The sequence below is a fragment of the Janthinobacterium sp. BHSEK genome, from assembly GCF_056174685.1.
Genome location: NZ_JBWBYV010000259.1, coordinates 1 through 960, shown reverse-complemented (window position 1 = coordinate 960; position 960 = coordinate 1). Strand labels below are relative to the sequence as shown.

Annotated in this window: 1 pseudogene; it reads right to left on the bottom strand. The window is 62.3% G+C overall.

The annotated features are described in order from the left end of the window. Positions 1–64 precede the first annotated feature (64 nt). Positions 65–960, bottom strand: a pseudogene (locus AC0V2Y_RS28920) (hypothetical protein); the annotation flags it as partial.

Sequence of the window (960 nt, the reverse complement as noted above, 5' to 3'; positions counted from 1 at the left end):
ACCCAGCGAGCCGTGCTGATCGGCTTCGGCAAGGGCTTGGGGGCGAAGCAGTCCGGAAGGCGGCTCATGATTTCACCGCCTTGCTGGACTCGGCCCGCGTGTACGCTGCCTTGAGATCGGCCTCGGCAGCCGTGCGCCATTCATCGCCGTGCTCGATCGCCAGGCGAAGATACCGGTCGAGCACGAAAGCCTGTTCGTCCTCGCATTTGGTACGGATCTCGGCGCCAGCTGCACGGTAGACGTGCGCGATGGGTCCAGTACGGAAATTCGGCAATCCCAGAACATCGGCAAGGGCCGCCGTCATCGAGGACGGGTAACGTAAGTCATCATTTTTTTCACTTTCATCTGCCAGCGCTGCCCTTGTCCAGGCAGCGATGCCAGCTGGATACCCTGGGCGACAATGCGAGAAACGTTTTACCAAAACCGTTTGCAGCTCGGCGTGCTCGATACCATCAGCGCGCGCAAATGCTGGCGGCGCCATGTTTCCCCCTCGCTGGTGGATCATCATGGCGAAGTTACCCGCATCAACCGGGTCGCCTCCATTGGCCTGATTGCGCAGCATGGTCGTCAGATCGTCCACGCTACACTGCTCCGGGTCGTCCCAGCCGCCGCGGCCCTTTGCACGTGCCAAGGCCAATTTTGCCTTCATCGCAGCCGCAAAGCGGTCGACGGCAACGTCGTCGGCGTGCTGTTCTGATGTTGGTGGAATCGGCGCGGCCGCAAGCATGGCGCGATATGCCGGTGCCATCGTAGCCAGCATACCGGCGACCGCATCGACCGTCGTGCCCGGCGCCATGTCCATCTGCATCAGGACAATCGGTGCCGCCAAGTGCGCGAGTGCGATATCAGCCGGGCTGGCGGTCGGCCAGATTGCAACAGCAGCACTGGCTATGATTTCCGGTGTCGGCTCAAGCGGCACGAGTTTATAGCCTTCGGGCACGGCCAACTGGGCGGCGGCCA